The sequence below is a fragment of the Bacillus cereus group sp. BfR-BA-01408 genome (genome assembly GCF_022663305.1).
GTDB classification, from domain to species: domain Bacteria; phylum Bacillota; class Bacilli; order Bacillales; family Bacillaceae_G; genus Bacillus_A; species Bacillus_A pacificus.
Window position 1 is genome coordinate 107,677 of sequence record NZ_JAKUFF010000006.1, and the last position, 16,763, is coordinate 124,439.

Genomic DNA, 16,763 nt, shown 5'->3' on the forward strand with positions numbered 1-16,763 from the left:
AAACAAAAGTAATACAAACAATAGGGAGTGGACAACAATGAAAAGGATTTTTAGTTTATTTTTAATCTGTATGTTAGCTTTTTCAACGTTATCTAACATGGCTGTTAGTGCGGAATCTAGAAGTACAGGTACGTTAACGATTCATAAGTATGAGCAAAGTAAAGGTTCTAAAACAACTACAGAAGGCAATGGAAAAGAAGGACAAACTGTTCCAGAAGATGCAAAACCTTTAGAAGGTGTAACTTTTGAAATTAAACGGATTGAGTCATTTGAAAAAATTTCAAATGATGGAACTGTTATAAAAGAAGAAGCAAAGCCAGTAAAAAATGCTACAATTACAAAGGTAACAAATGCAAAAGGTGAAGCTATTTTTACAGATCTTCCACTAGGACGTTATGAAGTAAAAGCTATTAAAGGTCCAGAACATATTGCTTTGGATACGACTACTTTTATTGTCGATATTCCAATGACAAGTACAGACGGTAAAGATTTAAATTACGATGTTCATATTTACCCTAAAAATGAAACAAAAAGAGGTTCAGTAGAATTCGTAAAAATAGGTGAAGCTGGTCAAGTGTTAAAAGATGCAGAGTTCCATTTGTTTAAAAAGAATAAAGATGGAACAAGCACACAAGTGAAGACACCAAGTTCATTAGTAACAGGGGAAGATGGTAAAGTTCGTGTAGATTCTCTAGAATATGGGGATTATTATTATTTTATTGAGCATAAGGCTCCAAACGGTTATATAACTAGTAAAGAAGAGCGTCCTTTCTCTATTAAGGAGTCTGGTGAAGTAGTTAAGCTAGAAGATATAAAGAACTATAAAGAACCTACGATTACTAAAAGTATAAATAACGGTTCAAAAGTAGCTGGAATCAATAAAGAGACAGATTATACGTATGATATCAAAACATTACTTCCAGAAGATATTAAATTATATAAAAAATATGTCGTAACAGATATTTTAGATGATCGTTTGGAAATAAAAGGCCAACCAATTGTTATGGTTGATGGAAAGAAAGTTGAAGATGGTAGTGTAAAAGTAGTTGTAGAAGGTCAAAAAGTAACCGCTACAATTGAAGATTTTTCAAAAATAAATGGAAAAGAGCTTCATTTACAAATTACTGCAAAAATTAAAAGTGATGTTGAATCTGGAGTGAAAATTCCGAACAAAGCAGTACTTGATTTTGTAAATAAAGATGATGTTTCATCAGAAAAAGATGGAAAGCCATCTAATGAAGTGGTGGTCACACCGACAGCTGGAAATATTAAAATTGAAAAAGTTGATGGTAAGGATAAGACGCTTAAATTAGAAGGTGCGAAGTTCCAATTACAAGATAAAAAAGGTAATGTTATAAAAGTTAATGGGAAAGAAATGAATGATATAACAGATGCAAATGGTATTATTACATGGAATGAAATCCCGTACGGTGAATATCAAATTGTTGAGACGGAAGCACCAAAGTATAAAGATAAAGACGGTGCAGTCGAACACTATCAAAAGTTAAGAGATCCGATTGATATTACAATTGATGAAAAACACCAAAAAATAGAGCTACAAGTTGAGAATAATAAGAGTGGATGGATTATTCCAGCAACAGGTGGTATGGGAACAATTATCTTTACGGTAGTTGGTCTGTTATTAATGGTGACAGCAGCGTTTATTTTCTTTAGAAAGAAACCGGTAAAGAATTCTTAATTCATATTTTATAATAATTGAGTTTGGAAAAGAGGAAAGGTAAAATGCTTTCCTCTTTTCCGTATTTTATCCGAAGTGAAAGAGGATGTTATGAAACGAAATATTATCTTTGGAAGTATTTTTTTACTAGGATTAAGTATATTTCTCTATCCAACTGTGAGCAATTGGTTTGCAACAAGAACACATTATTCAGAAGTAAGTACCTATGACGAAGCAGTAAAGAAGTTGGAGAAAGAAGAGATTGATCGTAAAGAAACGGAAGCACGAGAGTATAATAAGAAGGTCCAAAATACGACGCAAACATTTTCGGACCCGTTTCATGAAAAGAGTGATGAGGAAAAAAGTTCATATGTAGATATGTTAAATATAGGGGATGTTATGGGGTATGTAGAAATCCCTAAAATTAATGTGAATCTTCCGATTTATCAAGGGACGACGGAAGAAGTGCTAAGTCGTGGAGTTGGACAACTGAATGAATCTTCACTACCAGTAGGGGGAGAAAATACGCATACAGTTTTAACTGGGCATCGCGGTTTGCCTTCAGCACTAATGTTTACTCATTTAGATAAAGTCGAACAGAATGATATATTTTATATACATTCATTAGATAAAATACTTGCTTATAAGGTAGATCAAATAAAAGTTGTATTACCAAATGAAACGGAAGACTTATTAGTTGTACAAGGACAAGATTACGCAACATTAATTACGTGTACCCCGTATGGAGTGAACACGCACAGGTTACTAGTGAGAGGACACCGTGTTCCATATGATGCTGGTGAAAAAGAAAAGATTACAAAATCTTTCATTTTAGAAGATTGGATGATCGTTTTTCCTATTGGTATTATTTGCATCGTCTTTCTAATAATCTATTTAAAAAAACGAAAATAGTATGTATTGTATTGTGTGGTGAGTGTGTGAGAAGGGGAGTTATAAGCGTAGCATTGTTTCTTACAGGATTATCACTATTTATATATCCAATGATCGCTAATTATATAAACAATTATGTGTATAAGACAGAAGTGATACGTTATGAAAAAATGGTTGATGATTTAAAAATAGAAGATGTAAATGAGAAGTTTCGAAAGATGGAAACATATAATAAATCGTTAGGGAAAACTACTTTCAAAATGAGTGACCCATTTGTACAGGATGATGAAATAAGTACGGACCTGTTACATTTTATAAACAAAGATGAAATATTTGGCACGATTTCTATTCCGAAAATAAATGAGGAGTTGCCAATTTACTTAGGAGCAAGTCAAGAAAACTTAAGTAAAGGAGTAGGGCAAATTGAAGGGACTTCTTTACCTATTGGTGGGAAAGATACACATGCTGTATTGGCAGGACATCGTGGATATCACGGGGCAACGATGTTTCGTCATCTTGATCAGTTAAGTGATGGAGATGTATTCTATGTAAAGGTATTTGGAAAGCAGCACGTGTATAAAATAATTGGACGTGAAATCATTAATCCAAATCAAGTGGATAAATTAAATGTAGTAAAAGGAAAAGACAAAGTTACACTGCTTACATGTGAACCATATACATCAAGTAAATATCGTTTGTTAGTATATGGGGAGCGAGTAGAAAGTGAGCAAAAGGAAATGGAACGTCTGAAAAAGAGTGTAGTCGAAGTTAAAAGTTATGAAACAAGAGACATAATTGTAAAACTAGCTTGTGGAATAGTAGGTTTCATTGTAATTTGTATTGGTTTGTATGGATTACTAAGGAGAAAATAAGAATGATGATACTTAAATAGAACAAAGAAAAATGCCACTTCAAAAAATGAAGTGGCATTTCTTATATTTCCTCTAAGCTATTAACTGGAACTGTTAATTCGCGTCCTGGGTTTTTTACTTCATATATGCGGGCGGTTTCATTGCTCTCGTCGACGTGTTGAATCATAACAGGCATGCCTTGAAAACTAACATTCGCTTGCTCTGCTGACACAGAAAGCTCTTTTGCACGTTGAATATTCATTTATATTCCTCCCATCATTATTATCTTTGCTAAAAAAGAGGAATAATATACCATTTCGAGACATTCTTAAAGTTTTTGTATTATTTGTAATGTTTCTTTAATAAATGAAGAGAAGATCGAATCAGGATAGCTATCTATTGTTTGAACGGATTCTTTTGCCTCTTTTAAGGCAGATTTTTTATCTTGAAGTTCTATATAGCAAAGGGCACGATAAGATCCAGCTGTTAATAACCACGATTGATCAAGTGGATGAGTCATATAATCTGGTATGGTAGCGTGTTTTAATGTTTCCAAAGCTTCCTTATAACGTTTTAAACCATACAAAGATTTTCCTTTTTCCAGATAATACAGTCCATCGTCTTGGAAAATTGGATCATTTTTTAGTTTTTCTCGAAATTGTTCTAGATGTTCTAATGCGATTGTATATTCATTAGTAATTGTATTGTAGTAATAAGCTTTTAATATATCTATATTTGCAGCGGATAAAGTATCTTCTGTAAAAATGGCAAATTGCTCAGATTTTTTTATGTAATATAAATATCGTTCTTTATCAGCTACAATGATTTTTTGATAAGATAAAATACGGTAAAATTCATCTGTTTTATAATACACTTGATGTTTTTTTGAAAATGCAAGTGCATCTAAAATGACTTTTTCACATTTTTCATAATTGCCATATGCGAGTAAAATAATTGCTTCTTTTAAATATAATTGTATATGTGTAATAAGATCCATTTCTAAATTCTTCGTTTTATATTCATCGCGAATTCTGGCGATCAATTGTAAACATTCTTTATATTTTTTACGTTTGAAGAGCATATAGTAAAACAGTAGTTTCGTTTCAGTACTTTCGCGATACAAAGTATATTTTTCAAATATAGAAACAGCTGTTTCAACGTAATATTCAATATTATAATCGTTCATAATAGCCGCTCCAGTTATGAACTGTTTATATAAACGTGCTGTATTTAAAGTTGGAGGTAAATCTGTTTGAACGATAGGTAGTAAAGTTTTGTATACTTCATCGCCATTTGCCTTTATTAGTGGCTCCATTTTTTGAATAAGTTCTACAACTTCTCCTTCATCTTCTTCTAATAAAAAGCTCGGTTCACATTCAAGTTTTTCTGCAATATATTGTAATGTTTTCATAGAAGGTGTAGCTTTTCCATTTTCAATTTGACTAAGCATACTTTTTGTCAGTTCTGAACCTGCTAGTTCAGTTTGTGTAAGTTTTTTTTCTTTACGTAATGCTTTAATTTTTTCGCCGAGAGTTGCCATAGTGTAGCTCCTTTATAATTAAAAAGTTAAATACAATTAAACTTTTTGTTGTAATAGTGGGAAAGGTGATTATATAATAAGTTTAACACAATTTAACTTTCAAAGGGAGAGTGTCATAATGGAAGATGTAAGTATAGGACAACATGATTCAAGAATGAAGATTGCAACGAGAAATATTATTTTAATGATGATTGGAAAAATGACGTCTTTATTAGGAGCAGGTATTTATACGTTTGCAATGGGATTATACGTATTAAAGACAACTGGTTCAGGAATGGGATTTGCAACTACGCTCGTTTGCGGATCACTTCCAAGGATGATCTGTGGCCCAATTGCAGGTGCTGTAGCTGACCGCATCAATCGAAGATGGCTTGTCATTGGTACTGATTTATTGAGTAGCTTAACGATGCTTATTATGTTTATTCTTGCTACTATATTTGGACCATCACTTCTTTTTATTTATGTTTCAGCAGCATTATTATCAATTTGTGCAAGTTTTTATTCTGTAGCATTAACTTCATCTATTCCGAGTTTAGTAGACGAAGGACGTATTCAAAAAGCGAGTGCTTTAAATCAAACGGCGGCTTCTTTATCAAATATTTTAGGGCCGATTATTGGCGGAGTCGTATTTGGTTTCTTTTCAATTCAGTCGTTCTTTTTGCTAAATAGTATTACGTTCTTTTTAGCAGTTATTTTGCAATTATTTATCGTATTTGATTTATATAAAAAAGAAGTGGCTGAGAGTAAAGAGCATTTCTTGACGAGTATAAAAGAAGGTTTTTCATATGTAAAACGACAACATGAAATATATGGTTTAATGAAAATAGCATTGTGGGTAAACTTTTTTGCGTGTGGGCTAACCGTTGCACTGCCATACATTATCGTCCATACATTGCATTTATCTTCAAAGCAACTCGGTACTGTAGAGGGAATGTTAGCAGTCGGGATGCTAATGGGTGCGATTGCTTTATCTGTGCGTAAAGAAGTAAATAATCCGTTTCGTTCTATTTATATTGGATTGTTTTTATTTGCGGGTTTAAGTTTATGTACAGTCTTTCCGTTGTTAGTTATTATTCCAAAAGTAGCGAGTTTTATTTACTATATCGCTTTTATGATGTTAACGGGTATAGCAATTATGGTTGTCAATATTCCGATGCAAGTACATATGCAAAAAACGACAGATCCAAACTACTTAGGGCGTGTATTTGGCCTACTTGAAACAATTGCGACTGCAATCGCACCGCTCGGTATGATTGTATATGGATTATTATTAGATATGTTACCAACTAGCATTGTTATGATGACAATAGGCGGAGGTTTATTGTTAGTTGTATTAGTTGGAGTAAGGCAACATATGGCGAAAAAGCAAGTGGATGTGTCGGCTTAAAAATAATAAAATAATAAAATAATAAAATAATAAAAATTTGACTTATTATTATAAAAATGACCAAATCAGTATTTTAGTTTTTGAAACTCTTTTTCATGTATGTTAAAGTAAAGTGAGCAGGCAAAGAAAAGGAGACAACAGCATGAAAAAATTAAGTTTTGTTATGCTTTTTCTGTTAGTCGTAATGGCTGGATGTAGTAATTATGACACATATATTGAAACAGGTATGCAATCATTGAAAGATGAAAAATATAGTGATGCAACAATGTGGTTTGAAAAAGCAGAAAAAGAGAAATCGGGAAATGAAGCGAAATCATATAAAGAAATGGCCGAGAAAATGGATCACGGAGCGACAGCATTAAAAGACGGTAAGTATTTAGAAGCGAAAGACATTGCAAATGAAGTGTTACAAATGAAAAAAGACGATGCACTTGAAACAGCTGTAACATCAAATGCGGAGAATATGCTTCAAAAAGCAAAAGATGTAGAAAAGAAAGTAAATGAAAGAGTAGCAAAACGGAGAAAAGTAGAAGAAGAAGGAATTGATAAACTCATTAAAGCTGTAGATAGTATAGATGATGTGAAAGAAAAAGAGAAAAAAGTTTCAGAAGCATTAGATAAGACTGAAGAGGCGCAAGCAAAAATTGAAGCGAAGAAAAATAAATAGAGTTATAGCTTAAAAGGCTGTCGTGTAAAACGACAGTCTTTTAATTTTTTGTTGCATAAGAAGTGATGTTATGTAGTAAAAAAGAAATAATTTTAGAATTCCATCTGTCCTCATGATGAATCGTATAAATATTACGTTGAAATTCAAATTCAGGGATGGGTATATAGCATAGTTCATTTCGTTGTACTTCTTGTTCAATAGCAAGTTTAGAAATAAAGGCAACCCCATTACCGTATTTTAAAATTTGTTTCATCGTTTCTAATGAATCTAATTCAATTTCGGATTGGAATGTAATGTTATGAGCTAACATCCATTTTGTAAGTAAATCTCTCGTTGTAGATGGATTACGATGCAATATTATACGTTCTTTTTCAATATCTTGTAGTGATACATTTTCTTTTTTTGAAAAATGATGTTCTTTGGAGAAAGCAAGAACAAGTGTATCAGGCATTACATTCGTCTGTTTTAAAGATGATTCATCAAACGGTGCTGCTGAAATTACACCGAGATCAATTTCATGATTTTGTAGCATCGTTCGAATTTCAGGAGCTGTTTTTACCATGAGTGTTATTTTTATATTTGGAAATTCACATTGAAATTGATGAACAATTTCTGGTAAAAGATATGTCGCTGGTACATAACTAGCGCCAATTGTTATAGCTCCTTTATGAAAATCTTTAAACTCTTGCGTGACTCGCCTAGCTTCTTTCATAAGTGCATCTATTTTACAAGCATAATGATGCAATGCCTCGCCAGCCTCTGTTAAGAAATATCTTCCAAAACGTAATTCAAATAAAGGTACACCGAGTTCCTCTTCTAAGCTTTTTATATGGAATGTAATAGTAGGTTGTTTAACACCAAGCTGTTCTGCAACAATCGTGAGCTTTTTGTATTTCTTAATAAGCACTACAATTTCTAATTTTAAGAGATTCATGGCAAGTTGCCCCTTTTTCTTCTAACTATAGAAAAAATCTATAGAAATAAATAGTTTATTAGAAGTTTTTTAATTTAATCTTTACAGTACATTAACATTCAGTATAAATCTTCCATATAGAATGAAAGCAGGTTAAGAGTGAGGGGAGAGAGGTGAAACGATGGATATTAAAATTAGTGGATTAGAAAAATCATTTGGAAAAGTACAAGCGTTAAAGCCGTTACAAATTGTGATGAAACAAGGTGAATTCACCACACTTTTAGGACCTTCGGGATGCGGGAAAACGACATTACTCAGAATGATTGCAGGACTGGAAGAGCCAGATAAAGGTGAAATATATTTTGGAGATACGTGCATGTATTCTTCTTCTAAAAAAATAAAAACAGCTCCTCATGAACGTAATATCGGTATGGTATTTCAAGATTTTGCTTTATGGCCACACATGACTGTATTTGAAAATGTTGCATTTGGTTTAAGAGCTACAAAGCAAACGAATCAATTACGGGAAAAAGTAGAAGAGGCAATAAAGCGAGTTCGCTTGCAAGGAATGGAGAAAAGATATCCGCATGAACTCTCTGGCGGACAGCAGCAACGTGTCGCATTTGCGAGAGCAATTGTAACGAAACCACATTTCATTTTGTTTGATGAACCGCTCAGTGCACTCGATGCAATTTTGCGAGAAGAAATGAGATTAGAGCTTATGGATATCGTTCATTCTATTGGTTTAACTGCATTGTATGTTACTCACGATCAAACAGAAGCGATGTCAATGTCAGACCAAATTATTGTCATGAAACAAGGAGAAGTATTACAAAAAGGAACACCAGAAGACATTTATGTGAAGCCATCTCATGAATTTGTTGCAAAATTTGTTGGTAAGGCAAATTGGCTTGTAGAGGGGGAGAAAATGGTTCGCCCAGAGCATATAAGTTGGACAAAAAATGAAGTGTGCGAAATGTATACAGGTGAAGTTCAGCACGTTACATATGTAGGAGAACGATATGAAGTGAAAGTAAATATGGGGGCAATCGGAATATGGACAGCTTATCACAATAATAAGTTAAGCATCGGAAAGCCAGTATCGTTATATGTACCGAAAAAATGTATTCATCATATAGGGGGAGAATCGTATGAAGAAATTCAGTTCGCTTAAGTCGTTATTTGTATGTACTTTATTATTTTCTGCCGTAGTAACAGGGTGTAGTTCAAAGACAGGTAATGCAGATGCAAAAAGTAAAACTACGAATGAAAAGAAGATTGTTGTATATAGTGCAGGACCAAAAGGATTAGCAGAAAAAATTCAAAAGGACTTTGAAAAGAAAACGGGTATAAAAGTGGAAATGTTTCAAGGAACAACAGGTAAGATTTTAGCGCGAATGGAAGCCGAAAAGAAAAATCCAGTCGTTGACGTAGTCGTACTTGCATCTTTACCAGCGATGGAAGGATTAAAAAAGGATGGACAAACGTTAGCTTATAAAGAAGCGAAACAAGCTGATAAGCTTCGTTCTGAATGGTCGGATGATAAAGGACATTATTTTGGATATAGTGCTTCAGCGTTAGGAATTGTGTATAACACAAAAAATGTGAAGACAGCGCCTGAAGATTGGAACGATATAACAAAAGGAGAATGGAAAGGGAAAGTGAATCTTCCAGATCCAGCACTTTCAGGTTCAGCTTTAGACTTTGTAACAGGATATGTGAAAAAGAATGGAAAAGATGGATGGAATTTATTTGAACAGCTTAAGAAAAATGAAGTTACAGTAGCAGGGGCAAATCAAGAAGCGTTAGATCCAGTTGTAACAGGAGCAAAAGATATGGTCATTGCGGGTGTTGATTATATGACGTACAGTGCAAAAGCAAAGGGTGAACCAGTTGATATTGTTTATCCAAAAAGCGGAACAGTTATTAGCCCACGTGCAGCAGGTATTATGAAGGATAGTAAAAATGTAGAAGGTGCAAAAGAGTTTATTGATTATTTATTATCAGATGATGTACAAAAACAAATTTCTAAAGCATATTTATTACCTGGTAGAACAGATATAAAAGCTGAAAATAGACCAAATGTGGAAGAGATTCCAGTATTACATATTGATTGGAAAACAGTTGAGAAAGAACAAGATGAAATAGGAAAACAATTTAAGAAAGTATTTCAATAAGATGGTGATTACATGGTAAATCGATTTGGATCAGTAAGGCAAGTTGGGATGACGGTAGCGTTGTTACTTGTGGCGATGTTAATCGTCATCCCGCTTTTTCTCATTTTACTTTCTAGTGTATATGAAAATAGTAGTTGGAATTTTTTAAAGCCGTTTGAAGTGATGCAGAGTGGTGGATTAGCTGGAATTTTTCTAAATTCGATGCTTCTAGGTGTACTCGTAGTAATAGGGGCAACCATCTTTGCATTTCCATTGGCTTTCATTATGAGCAAAACAGATGTTGGAAAGCATAGCAAATTAGATATTGTTTTTATGATTCCATTTATGACACCGCCGTATATTGGATCGATGGGCTGGATTTTGTTCATGCAACCGAACGGGTATTTCGAACAGTTTTTTCCGATGCTAAAGACGATTTCATCTTCGTTCTTTAGCTTAGGAGGTATGGTTTTAATTATGAGTCTGCATTTATTCCCATTTCTTTACTTCATGTTGAAGAATACATTACTTCAAATTGGGAGTAGTAAAGAAGAAGCGGCAGCAGTTCATGGTGGAAGCTTTTTCTATCGTTTAAGAAAAATAATATTACCGTTATTAGTATCAAGTTATGTAATGGGTGCTTTACTCATTTTCGTAAAGACGATTGCTGAATTTGGAACACCGGCTACATTTGGACGAAGAATCGGATTTCATGTGTTAACATCAGAGATTCATAAATTCATTTCGAGTTGGCCAATTGATTTTAGTAGTGCAACAGCATTATCTTCTTTATTACTTAGTGCATGTATGCTCATTTGGTATATGCAAAACGTATTAAATCGAAAGTATTCATATGCAATGGTTAGTGGAAAAGGTGTGAAATCTAAAAGGTACACTTTGTCTATATTTGTGCGCGCTGTAGCATGGTTCTATGTAATTGGTTTATTAATCGTGTCAATTGGAATCCCGTATTTTTCTATACTGATTGCTTCATTATCAAAGTTAAGGGGCGGCGGCTTACATATAAACAACTTTACAACGAGCCATTATGAAGCATTATTTACAATCGGATCGCCAGGATTAGAAGCTCTATGGAACAGTTTTCTTTTTTCACTTATAACAGCGATTATTGCTGTTATGATTGGCGTCTTTTTAGCACTTATGATTCGAAAGGGGAAAAAGCCCTCTGAAAAATGGCTTGATATGTGCGGTATGTTACCGAATATGGTACCAGGAATCGTGATGGTTGTAGGGCTTATTTTATTTTGGAATTCACCCTATATGCCTCTGTCCATTTACAATACACCAGTCATGGTAATCGTAACGTACGTCGTTCTTTTTTTACCTTATACCGTGCAGTATGTAAAAGCATCGCTCGGGCAAATTGATGATTCTCTTGTGCAGGCAGGAAGTATTTTTTCTGGGAATTATATGTATATTTTTAGAAAAATAATATTACCTCTTATTATCCCGGGCATTCTTGCTGGATGGGCGATGACATTTACAATCTCAATAAGGGAGCTAGTAGCATCGCTTCTCGTACTACCCCCATCGGTAGAAACGTCAGCAACATTTATTTTTGCTCAATTTGAACAAGGAGAAGTATCTATTGGAATGGCGATGGCTGTCGTTTCAGTTGGACTTACAACACTATGTTTATTACTTCTGCAACATATGGAGCAAAAACGAAAAGGGGTAGTATGATGAGGATAGAAGTATGGGGAGGAGCGGGAGAATACGGTCGCTCCTGCTACTTTGTAAAAAATAAAGAGACGAAAATATTATTTGATTGTGGTATTAATCGATCATATGAGGACAGTTATCCAAAAATAGAACGGGAAGTTGTACCGTTTTTAGATGCAGTATTTTTGTCACATATTCATGAAGATCATACGATGGGCTTACCTTTATTAGCGAAGTATGGATATAAGAAAAAAATATGGACAACTCGTTATACGAAGGAGCAACTCCCAGCTTACTATGAAAAATGGAGAAACTACAATTTGGCGCAAGGATGGCATGTACCTTATACCGATCAACATGTGAAAGATTTAAATTATGTATATATTGATGAGATTAGCAATCCGAATGAATGGGTACAGATTACCCCTACATTGCGTTTTCAATGGGGGTATAGTGGGCATGTATTAGGAGCTGTTTGGTTTTTAGTGGATATGAGTCATACATATGTATTCTATTCTGGCGATTACTCAGCAGAGTCTAACATACTACGAGCTAATTTACCTGAGAAGTTGCACGGCGATATAAAAGTCGCAATCGTAGATGCCGCTTATCATACTGATGATGTTTCGCAACATGAACGAATAAACGAACTATGTACAGAAATTGAACGTGCCGCCGGGAATAAAGGGATAACATTACTACCATTGCCACCCCTTGGTAGGGCACAAGATATCGTATTGTATTTATATAAAAAATATAAAGAACTCCCTATTATAGTAGATCAAGAAATTTTGGATGGATTTCAACAGATGTTCGCATATAAAGATTGGATCAAAAATAATGAAGAACTTGAAGAGCTAATGGAGAGTTTAAAAAGAAACATAATAGTTATGGATGATGATAGCGGTACGCAACATAGTTATGGAATAGTTGTAATGAGTGATGCGAATATGCAAACGAAGCGAGCGCAGTTATATTATGAACAACTTCGGCATGACGAACGAAATTCTATTATCTTTACTGGACATATTGCGAAAGGGAGTTTTGCAGAAAAAGTTTTGAAGGAACGTGTAGGTAAAGAATGTAGGGTGAAGCGAGTTCCATATAAAGTTCACCAAAGTATAAGAGATGTGAAAGAGATGTTAAATACATTATTACCAGAACATACGGTGTTAGTACACGCTTTGAAAGAGGATACGGATCGATTGCAGGAAAAGCTTAGCACGGCAGGGTATGAAAATGTGTATTCACTTGCAATGGAATGTATAGAAGTTATTTAAAATGTAAAGGGGATCGGTATATGAAAAAGGTATTTGTATTCGCAAGCATTTTCTGTTGTTGTTTCCTTTATAACGTTAAGGAAGGCTTTGCCGCCAGTCCGATGAAACCTAGTTTTGAAGTGAAATTATTATTAAAGCCAGAACAAGTATTAGGTTATAGCAAAGAGATGAACGAAGAGGTACTAGAATATTTCCAGGCTGGTACAAATTATGAAAGAATACAAGTGCAATTTTTAGATACAGCGAATAAAAATTTAAGTAGTGAAGGTTGGTTTGCGAGAATTCGAAAGAAAGAATTTAGTAAAGATTTTGAACTAACATATAAAAAAAGATATCCTATTCCAAATGGTGTAATTCAAGATGCATTAGAAGTAGCTAAAAAAGAAGGATTCGATAGTAATACGGATAGTTATGAGGCGGAAATAGATTGGGGATTTGAGAAGAAAACATTAAGCATTTCAAATAAGAAAAGTTACAGTGCGAAAGGATATGGAATACTTGATTTACCAAACGAACGAGCTGCTCAAAACATGTTAATAGAAAAATTACCAGGGAAAATGAACAAATGGTTGTATACAAATTGGGGAGAAGAGATGTTAAAGAATTCCCGTATTTACGGTCCTGTATTAATGAAACGATATACAGGAGAGTTTGAAAACATAAAAGCAAATATTGAAATTTGGCCATTAAGTAATACCGGAAAATTAGAAGATGACTTCGTAATAGAAATGTCATTTAAAACAAATGAAGAAAGTATTGCGACAAAGCAAAGGGAATTATTAATGGCGAATTTAGAGAAAAAAGGCTGGTTGTTACCGAAAGATAGTTTGAAGACAGAGCTTATTTTTCAGTAAATAGTAAAAATGAATCCATATGCCATGGATTCATTTTTTTATATGAGTATTAAGCTAAATCAGCTGACACGAACATATCACTATTTTGAAGATTTTTAGAGCGTAAACTATAAGCAACTACTTTCTTTTTATGTTGCTTTACAACATCAACATGCTCTTCATGACTATAAATATAAAATGTAAAATCTTTTTTGCCGCGTTTTGCATGAATAATTAAAGGCGTACCCTCATTATGTGGCGGTGCATAATAGCGATCTAAAAATAAACCTTCGTTAAAATCATGAATAATTTTGGATTTTTGTTCGCCTTCTAAGTTATTTCCATTGATTGTAACAGTCGCATTCTCTTCTTCCAGTTGCGGATGTGTTTCGTACTTGCTAATAATGGATTCAATAACAGTGTTAGGAAGGCTCGAAACGATAATTTTAAATGCCCCAAATACAACTAACATAACAATAAACCAAGTCGTCATAGTATATCATCCCCTTTTTCCTATTAAATAATATAACTCATATGGTAATAGTACATATGGTGAACTTTTGTATAATTTGTGAAAAATTTTCCTGTTTTTGAACGTTTTTTAACAAATGGAGCTTTGTAAAGAATGAGAGGGAATATTTGGTATGATAAAAAGTGTAGAAGCGTTATCATGTTATGTAATATTATTATTAGAAAAATCAATTTTGTTACAAAAAGTTGAAATTGAAGTATTTTAAAAGAAAAAGGTTTATAATAAAAATATAACTAATAACCACATTACTAATTATAAGGAAGTGTAACTATGAGTACTGTAACAATCGTGTATGGTATTATTCTTTCCACAATTATCGTTTTATTTTTCGTTGGGGTTTCACGTTACATTCATAAATGGAAAGAAGGCGTTGCGAAATTAAATCACATTGAAGAAGAACTTAGTGATTTAATGTTACATCATGGTAAGTAAACATTTATTTTTTTAACTAAACAATGTGAAGGATATCACAAAACATGCTCTCCTTATGAAGGCATGTTTTTTTGTTATGTGAATGATTAGGCACATTCATACATTTTTTCCATACGATACAGTGTGAAGATGGAAATGTTCGGAGTGGAAAAGAGGGATAAAATGAGTAGTTCAGGTTATGTTCCAGATAATAAAAATTTAAAGAAGAGCTCAGGAACTCCAAACCTTTTCTTTGATTCGAGAAAAAATATCTTTTTTAAAAGGGATGAGAAAAACGTTGCATATGAAGTTACGTCAACGCAGTTACCAGCCATGATAGGAGGAGCGTTTGTTGATTTATTTATGACAAAAGGGCATATGCGGGAACCACATTGGCATCCGAATGCGTGGGAGTTAGATGTTGTAGTATCAGGAGAAGCAGTTACATCCATTTTAAATCCGGAAACGAATCAATTGCAAAATTATCATATGAAAGCGGGGCAAACTGTCTTTATTCCAATGGGATGGTGGCATTGGATCACAGCGGTAACAGAAGAAGTACAATTACATTTGTTCTTCAATAACGATCAGTTTGAAACAGCAGAAGGATCAGACATACTTAGATTAACACCGCCAGAAGTATTTCAAGCTGCATACGGTGTAAGTGCGGAAAAATTAGGGAAAGACCTTTCGCCAATTAAGGAGTCAGTTGTAATTGGTCCCCCTAACTTAAATCGAATAAAAGGTGTTAAAGAAAGTGGCGACTCAAATATAGTCGTTACGTTAAATGGGCAAATAACTTCATGTGAAATAGAATAACTCTTTCTTTTTAGGAAGAGTTATTCTATTTTGTATAATTTTGTAATTAGATTCGTTATAATTATAATATAGAAGGGAATATATGAGAGGGGGTATATTGTGAACATATTAAAAATTATAGGAATTGTTGCAGGAGTCATTATAGTAGCTGTTATAGCTTTCTTTGTTATTATGAATTACTATTTGTCAAAAGAAGATCCTGATTATGTATTACAGTACATAAAAGAACATAAAGAAGATGAAACATGTTCATTATTTATTAAAAGAAATGGAGAAGTAGTAACATCTATAAATGAAAATGTAAAATTACCATTAGCGAGTATGGCAAAAATCGTAATAGCAGTTGAATTTGCTAAGCAAGTGTCAGAAGGAAAGATAAGCCGAGATGAACAAATTTCATTACAGGAGCTAGAAAAATATTATGTTAAAAACACTGATGGTGGAGCGCATCCTGACTGGTTAGAAGACGCTGAAGCTAGAAAGTTAGTGAAAAATGGACAAATCGCTTTAGAAGAAGTCGCTAAAGGTATGATTCATTATAGTTCTAATGCAAATACGACATATTTGTTAGAAAAGCTTGGAATAGAAAGAGTAAATGAAAGCATAAAAGAGTTAGAGCTTACTAGTCATGATAAGTTTACTTCTTATACGGCTGCACTATATATGAGAGGATACGTAGAAAAAGAACTTCATGTGCCAGAAAATCAGTCATTAAAAACGTTACGTAACATGTCAAAAGATGAATATAATAAACATGTGTTACAAATACAGGAATGGATGAAAGATGAAGAAGAATGGAAAAAACGGGATATTCCATTAAAAGTAGATATGGAATTCCAACGTATTTGGTCAGATCGATTAGTGGGTGCAAACGCTAAAGATTATATGAGTATAATGGAAAAGATAAATAGTAGAAAGTATTTTCCAAAATCAATGCAAGAAGAAATCGAGAACATTTTCAAAGGAACAGTTAAAAATAGTAAGTTTGAATATGCTGGTCAAAAAGGTGGCTCTACCGCATTCGTATTGACAAAAAGTTTGTATACTACAGATAAGAAAGGGAATAAAGTAGAAGTTGTCATTATGTTTAACGATATAGAAAATCAAGTTGCATATCAAAAG

At 33.5% G+C, this 16,763-nt stretch carries 17 protein-coding genes and 1 pseudogene; 14 read left to right on the forward strand and 4 right to left on the reverse strand.

Annotated features, from left to right (window positions below):
* Positions 1-37 precede the first annotated feature (37 nt).
* The 3 genes from MR083_RS05710 to MR083_RS05720 all read left to right on the forward strand — a co-directional run bounded on the left by MR083_RS05710 (position 38) and on the right by MR083_RS05720 (position 3,441).
* Positions 38-1,699, forward strand: a complete 1,662-nt coding sequence (locus MR083_RS05710; RefSeq protein WP_049111993.1) for a SpaH/EbpB family LPXTG-anchored major pilin — start codon at positions 38-40, stop codon at positions 1,697-1,699.
* Positions 1,700-1,789: 90 nt separating this feature from the next.
* Positions 1,790-2,590, forward strand: a complete 801-nt coding sequence (locus tag MR083_RS05715) for a class C sortase (RefSeq protein ID WP_000827796.1) — start codon at positions 1,790-1,792, stop codon at positions 2,588-2,590.
* A 26-nt stretch (positions 2,591-2,616) separates the two neighbouring features.
* Complete coding sequence (locus tag MR083_RS05720) at positions 2,617-3,441, forward strand: class C sortase (protein ID WP_041184537.1); 825 nt, start codon at positions 2,617-2,619, stop codon at positions 3,439-3,441.
* Positions 3,442-3,502: 61 nt separating this feature from the next.
* Here MR083_RS05720 and MR083_RS05725 read toward each other — a convergent pair whose 3' ends face one another.
* Entirely contained in the window at positions 3,503-3,682 is a 180-nt protein-coding gene (locus tag MR083_RS05725) for an H-type small acid-soluble spore protein (RefSeq protein ID WP_001025740.1), read from the reverse strand.
* 66 nt (positions 3,683-3,748) lie between these two features.
* Positions 3,749-4,960: a helix-turn-helix domain-containing protein gene (locus MR083_RS05730; protein ID WP_242268702.1), complete on the reverse strand. Its 1,212-nt coding sequence runs from the start codon at positions 4,958-4,960 to the stop codon at positions 3,749-3,751.
* A gap of 118 nt (positions 4,961-5,078) precedes the next feature.
* Here MR083_RS05730 and MR083_RS05735 point away from each other — a divergent pair, with 118 nt between their 5' ends.
* Positions 5,079-6,347 (forward strand): MFS transporter, encoded by a 1,269-nt coding sequence (locus MR083_RS05735; protein ID WP_000390441.1) that lies wholly within the window; start codon positions 5,079-5,081, stop codon positions 6,345-6,347.
* Between the two features lie 142 nt (positions 6,348-6,489).
* Positions 6,490-7,014, forward strand: coding sequence for a COG3014 family protein (locus MR083_RS05740; RefSeq protein ID WP_242268704.1), 525 nt, complete (start codon positions 6,490-6,492; stop codon positions 7,012-7,014).
* 40 nt (positions 7,015-7,054) lie between these two features.
* On the opposite strand, the gene MR083_RS05745 is transcribed toward MR083_RS05740, so the two are convergent.
* Positions 7,055-7,948: a LysR family transcriptional regulator gene (locus tag MR083_RS05745; protein ID WP_242268706.1), complete on the reverse strand. Its 894-nt coding sequence runs from the start codon at positions 7,946-7,948 to the stop codon at positions 7,055-7,057.
* A gap of 160 nt (positions 7,949-8,108) precedes the next feature.
* Here MR083_RS05745 and MR083_RS05750 point away from each other — a divergent pair, with 160 nt between their 5' ends.
* Genes MR083_RS05750 through MR083_RS05770 form a run of 5 tightly spaced genes read left to right on the forward strand, consistent with a single transcriptional unit; the run spans position 8,109 to position 13,900 of the window.
* The gene (locus MR083_RS05750; protein ID WP_000351826.1) at positions 8,109-9,101 is read left to right on the forward strand and encodes an ABC transporter ATP-binding protein; all 993 of its coding nucleotides are present in this window, start codon (positions 8,109-8,111) and stop codon (positions 9,099-9,101) included.
* Positions 9,079-10,104: an ABC transporter substrate-binding protein gene (locus MR083_RS05755; RefSeq protein ID WP_073529980.1), complete on the forward strand. Its 1,026-nt coding sequence runs from the start codon at positions 9,079-9,081 to the stop codon at positions 10,102-10,104. The genes MR083_RS05750 and MR083_RS05755 overlap by 23 nt, the downstream gene beginning before the upstream one ends.
* A 12-nt stretch (positions 10,105-10,116) precedes the next feature.
* Positions 10,117-11,787 (forward strand): ABC transporter permease, encoded by a 1,671-nt coding sequence (locus tag MR083_RS05760; protein WP_242268708.1) that lies wholly within the window; start codon positions 10,117-10,119, stop codon positions 11,785-11,787.
* Positions 11,784-13,046, forward strand: a complete 1,263-nt coding sequence (locus MR083_RS05765; RefSeq protein ID WP_242268710.1) for an MBL fold metallo-hydrolase — start codon at positions 11,784-11,786, stop codon at positions 13,044-13,046. The genes MR083_RS05760 and MR083_RS05765 overlap by 4 nt, the downstream gene beginning before the upstream one ends.
* A 20-nt stretch (positions 13,047-13,066) precedes the next feature.
* A complete protein-coding gene (locus MR083_RS05770) occupies positions 13,067-13,900 on the forward strand; it encodes a hypothetical protein (RefSeq protein ID WP_061183331.1) in 834 nt (277 codons plus the stop codon).
* A 49-nt stretch (positions 13,901-13,949) separates the two neighbouring features.
* Here the strand turns inward: MR083_RS05770 and MR083_RS05775 are convergent, their stop codons facing one another.
* Positions 13,950-14,372, reverse strand: coding sequence for a YfmQ family protein (locus tag MR083_RS05775; protein WP_000214595.1), 423 nt, complete (start codon positions 14,370-14,372; stop codon positions 13,950-13,952).
* A gap of 41 nt (positions 14,373-14,413) precedes the next feature.
* Between MR083_RS05775 and MR083_RS28140 the strand changes: the two are divergent.
* The 4 genes and pseudogenes from MR083_RS28140 to MR083_RS05790 form a co-directional block, all read left to right on the forward strand.
* Positions 14,414-14,616, forward strand: a pseudogene (locus MR083_RS28140) (hypothetical protein).
* A gap of 65 nt (positions 14,617-14,681) precedes the next feature.
* A complete protein-coding gene (locus tag MR083_RS05780) occupies positions 14,682-14,843 on the forward strand; it encodes a hypothetical protein (RefSeq protein ID WP_000109006.1) in 162 nt (53 codons plus the stop codon).
* A 162-nt stretch (positions 14,844-15,005) separates the two neighbouring features.
* A complete protein-coding gene (locus tag MR083_RS05785; RefSeq protein WP_016717097.1) occupies positions 15,006-15,641 on the forward strand; it encodes a cupin domain-containing protein in 636 nt (211 codons plus the stop codon).
* Positions 15,642-15,740: 99 nt separating this feature from the next.
* A partial coding sequence (locus MR083_RS05790) for a serine hydrolase (RefSeq protein WP_242268712.1) occupies positions 15,741-16,763 on the forward strand: 1,023 nt, incomplete at its 3' end.

Bases quoted from the DNA above. Each gene is read 5' to 3' on its own strand.
- MR083_RS05770 (WP_061183331.1), top strand. From the start codon at position 13,067: ATGAAAAAGGTATTTGTATTCGCAAGCATTTTCTGTTGTTGTTTCCTT.
- MR083_RS05780 (WP_000109006.1), top strand. From the start codon at position 14,682: ATGAGTACTGTAACAATCGTGTATGGTATTATTCTTTCCACAATTATC.
- MR083_RS05750 (WP_000351826.1), top strand. From the start codon at position 8,109: ATGGATATTAAAATTAGTGGATTAGAAAAATCATTTGGAAAAGTACAA.
- MR083_RS05755 (WP_073529980.1), top strand. From the start codon at position 9,079: ATGAAGAAATTCAGTTCGCTTAAGTCGTTATTTGTATGTACTTTATTA.
- MR083_RS05710 (WP_049111993.1), top strand. From the start codon at position 38: ATGAAAAGGATTTTTAGTTTATTTTTAATCTGTATGTTAGCTTTTTCA.
- MR083_RS05785 (WP_016717097.1), top strand. From the start codon at position 15,006: ATGAGTAGTTCAGGTTATGTTCCAGATAATAAAAATTTAAAGAAGAGC.
- MR083_RS05740 (WP_242268704.1), top strand. From the start codon at position 6,490: ATGAAAAAATTAAGTTTTGTTATGCTTTTTCTGTTAGTCGTAATGGCT.
- MR083_RS05730 (WP_242268702.1), bottom strand. From the start codon at position 4,960: ATGGCAACTCTCGGCGAAAAAATTAAAGCATTACGTAAAGAAAAAAAA.
- MR083_RS05715 (WP_000827796.1), top strand. From the start codon at position 1,790: ATGAAACGAAATATTATCTTTGGAAGTATTTTTTTACTAGGATTAAGT.
- MR083_RS05775 (WP_000214595.1), bottom strand. From the start codon at position 14,372: ATGACGACTTGGTTTATTGTTATGTTAGTTGTATTTGGGGCATTTAAA.
- MR083_RS05745 (WP_242268706.1), bottom strand. From the start codon at position 7,948: ATGAATCTCTTAAAATTAGAAATTGTAGTGCTTATTAAGAAATACAAA.
- MR083_RS05760 (WP_242268708.1), top strand. From the start codon at position 10,117: ATGGTAAATCGATTTGGATCAGTAAGGCAAGTTGGGATGACGGTAGCG.
- MR083_RS05725 (WP_001025740.1), bottom strand. From the start codon at position 3,682: ATGAATATTCAACGTGCAAAAGAGCTTTCTGTGTCAGCAGAGCAAGCG.
- MR083_RS05765 (WP_242268710.1), top strand. From the start codon at position 11,784: ATGATGAGGATAGAAGTATGGGGAGGAGCGGGAGAATACGGTCGCTCC.
- MR083_RS05735 (WP_000390441.1), top strand. From the start codon at position 5,079: ATGGAAGATGTAAGTATAGGACAACATGATTCAAGAATGAAGATTGCA.